The sequence below is a fragment of the Halomonas sp. BM-2019 genome (assembly GCF_017584085.1).
In genome coordinates this window covers 3,085,938-3,088,333 of record NZ_CP071922.1, presented here as the reverse complement: position 1 = coordinate 3,088,333, position 2,396 = coordinate 3,085,938, and the positions used below count along the sequence as shown (strand labels likewise).

General features: G+C 71.7%; 2 protein-coding genes. Both read right to left on the bottom strand.

The window, feature by feature from the left end; genetic code table 11:
• The coding region (locus J5F18_RS15415; protein WP_346299444.1) for an SEL1-like repeat protein at positions 1-1,307 on the bottom strand (1,307 nt) is incomplete at its 3' end.
• Positions 1,308-1,339: 32 nt separating this feature from the next.
• The coding region (locus J5F18_RS15410; protein ID WP_346299443.1) for an alginate lyase family protein at positions 1,340-2,396 on the bottom strand (1,057 nt) is incomplete at its 5' end.

Sequence of the window (2,396 nt, the reverse complement as noted above, 5' to 3'; positions counted from 1 at the left end):
CAGGGCTGGCTGGGGACCAGGCCATCGTCCAGGTAGAGCGCGCCGAGATGGGCCAGCGCCAGGGGCGCGTCCTGCTCGGCGGCTTGCTCGAGGAGCTCGATGGCGCGCGCCACCTCGGGGGGCGTGGCGAGGGCATTGGCGGCCAGGGCGGCGCCCGGTTCGTCGGCCGGTACGGGCTCGTCCATCAGGCGGGCCTGCTTCTCGGCTTCCTCGAGCAGTGCCGCGCCGAGGAGCACCATGGCGTCGACGCTCCCGGCTTCGACCGCCGCCTCCAGCCAGCGCGTCGCGTCCGCCGGCCGCGTCGGCCCCAGGTCGGGGTCGAGCAGGGCCTGGCCCAGGCGGGTCATGGCGTCGACGTCGCCGCGGCCGGCGGCCTCCTCGAGCAGCTGCATGCCCTGCCGGGGGTCGCCGCCGCGCAGCAGCGCGGTGCCGGCGTGGCCCAGGGCATCCCCGTCGCCGGCATCGGCGGCGCGTACCAGCCACTCCTGGCGCAGCTCGGGGCGGTCGTCGAGCAAGCCGTCGGGGGCGTAGAGGCCGGCGAGCCGGCGCATGGCGCCGGTGTCGCCCTCTTCGGCCCGGGTCTCGAGCACGCGCCCCAGGCGCGTCGCATAGTCCTGGGCGCGCTGGGGGTCGGTCTCCAGCCACCCGCCTGGGCCGTGGGCCTCGGCCAGGGCCTCGAGGGCGTTGGGCTCGTCCCGGCCGGCGGCCCGCTCATAGAGCCGCTGGGCCCGTTCCGGGTCGGGGCCGATCTGCTCGCCTCCCTCGGCGAGCAGGGCGGCAAGGCGCGGCTCGGCGCGCTCTACCCCCTCCTTGACCGCCTGGTCGAGGAGCAGGAAGGCGAGCCGTTCATCCTGCTCGACGCCATCCCCCGCGAGGTAGAGCTCGGCGAGATCGAGGGAGGCCTGGCCGCGGATCGTCGAGGGGCGCTCGATCGCGCGGCCGTAGAGCCGGGCCGCTTCGGCGGGGTCACGCTCGACCCCCTGGCCGGCGTCATGGAGCTTGGCCATCTCGTAGTAGGCCGGGGGGATATGTCGGGCCATCAGCGGCTCGAGGCGCTCGATGGCCTCGGCGTGGCGTCCCTCCGCGATGAACTCCTGGGCGCGATTGATCTGCTGCCAGTCATCGCCGCCGATCTCGGCCTCCGGGCGCCAGCCGAACCAGTCGCGGTACTCGGCCGGCACCTCGGCCTGTGGCTGGGCGGTGTCGGTCGACAGGCCGGCGCTCCCGCAGCCGCTCAGCAGGGCCAGCAGGGCCAGGGAGGCCGTCAGTCTCGAGGGCGTGGAGAGGGGTGTTCGGATCCGGGTCATGGGAAGGTCCTCGGCGTCGGCGGATGGGGGAGTCACGACTCGCCGAGACCGCGGAAGGCCTCGGTCTGGCGCTGTTCGTCGTCCTGGAAGATGTGCGCCTGGGCATCGGGAGGCATCAGGTAGAGGGTCATGTGCCCGCCGGCGCTGCGGTTGTAGAGCGGGCGGACCCGGCGCACGAAGTCGGCGACCCGCGGGTCGTCGAAGCGGTCCTGGTAGATCTCCATCCAGGTGAAGTACTGGGGATCCTTGAGGAAGCCGGTGTACTGCTCGAGGGGGGCGAAATCGCCCAGCGCGGCCGGGTCCTCGAGGATCCGGAACAGGAAGTCGACGCCGTCATGGAGGGTGTTGCCGTCGACCTCCAGGTCGAAGATCTCCTCGTAGCCCTGGCGGGCGATCACCTGCATGTTGGTCACCAGGTAGAGCAGGGCATAGTTCTGGTAGTGGGTGGCGCGGCGCCCGCGGTTCACCTCGAGGGGCAGGGCGCCCTCCTCGGTCATGTCGTGCAGCGCCGAGTAGACGGCGCTGACGCCGAAGCGGAACAGCTCGTCGTCCTCGGTGAGCACGCCGATGATGCTGCCGTAGAGGGCACGACGGTAGAAATGGTTGTTGCAGCAGCTGTTCTCGGGCTCGCCGGGAATCTCGGCGTGCAGGTGGGCCAGCTCGTTGAGCCACGCCTCGAGCCGCTCGCGCTCCTCCTCTAGGCCCTCCACGAAGGGACGTACCGTGGCGTAGGCCAGCCCCGCCGCAAACAGCATCGACTCGGTGGCGAACCAGGCCTGGGGCTGGGTGGAGTCGTAGTGGAAGTCGGTGAGTGCCTCGGCCTCGGCCCAGTGGTCCAGGTAGCGCACCAGGCAGTCGGCGTAGTAGCTGTCGCCGCTGGCGACGAAGGCGCCGGCCAGCAGCGAGACGCTATCCTCGAAGCGGAACAGCGGCTCCGAGGCGAGCTCCCACTCCTCCGGGTTGGGGTAGTAGCCGGGAATCCGCACCCGGGTGGTGATGGGCTCGTAGGCCAGCAGCTGCTGGCAGCTCGGGCCGCGGGAGAACTCGTCGAGCTCCTGCAGCAGGATGGCGGTGTCGGTGGATTCAAGC